The sequence below is a fragment of the Kineococcus vitellinus genome (assembly GCF_009906315.1).
Taxonomy (GTDB): domain Bacteria; phylum Actinomycetota; class Actinomycetes; order Actinomycetales; family Kineococcaceae; genus Kineococcus; species Kineococcus vitellinus.
In genome coordinates, this window is record NZ_JAAALL010000592.1 from 1 (window position 1) to 940 (window position 940).

Genomic DNA, 940 nt, shown 5'->3' on the forward strand with positions numbered 1-940 from the left:
CGCCGGCGCAGCCCGCGGCGGAGCGGGCCGGGCCGCCGCGGGCAGCTCGCGGCCCGCGACGCCCGCCAGGACCCCCAGGTGCTCGCGGGCCAGGCCCTGCGGCTCGAAGCGGCGCGCGAAGGCCGGGCCGCCGAGCGCCGCGTCGGCCAGCGGGCGGGGGTCGCGCAGGTGGTCGACGAGCGCGCCCGCGAGCGCCTCGACGGACTCCGGCGCCACGAGCCGGCCGTGGCGGCCCTCGTCGAGCAGCATGCGGCTGCCCACCGAGCAGTCGGTGGCCACCACGGGCACGCCCACGGCGAGCGCCTCCAGCAGGGTCAGCGGCATCGCCTCCGTGCGGGAGCTGGAGACGAACAGGTCGGCGCCGGCCAGCAGCTCGGCGGGCGAGGAGCAGAAGCCGGGCAGGCGCACGTGGTCGGCGCCCAGCTCGGCCACCAGCCGCTCCAGCGCGGCGCGCTCGTCGCCCTCGCCGGCGATGGTCAGCTCGTGGGCGAAGCCCTGCGCGCGGGCCAGGGCGGAGGCGCGCACCAGCAGGTCGAAGCCCTTGTGCGGCGTCAGCCGGCCGAGCGCGACGACGTGCGGGAGGGCGCGGGCGCCGTCCCCGCCTGCGGCCGCGACCAGGGCGGCGCGGGCGCGCAGCGCGTCGACGTCGACGCCGTTGACGACGACGCGGGTGCGCTCGGGGGCCTGGCCGTTGGCGACGATGCCCGCCACCAGGCCGGGGGAGACGCACACGGTGGCGTCCGCGCGCGCGTCGACGAAGCGGGTCGCGCGGCGCAGGTGGCGCGGCACCCAGGCCTCGATCGCCTCGTCGAGGTCGCCCTGGGCCAGCACGACGAACGGCGTGCGGGTCAGCCGGGCGGCCAGCCAGCCGGCGAGGAGGCCGTGGCCGATCTCCGAGCCGGAGACGACCACGTCGTGCCGGCGGGCCTCGCGCACGAGC

Annotated in this window: 1 protein-coding gene; it reads right to left on the reverse strand. The window is 79.9% G+C overall.

What is annotated here, in order from left to right; all coding sequences use genetic code 11:
- The coding region (locus GTQ99_RS23605) for a glycosyltransferase (RefSeq protein WP_166618068.1) at positions 1 to 940 on the reverse strand (940 nt) is incomplete at both ends.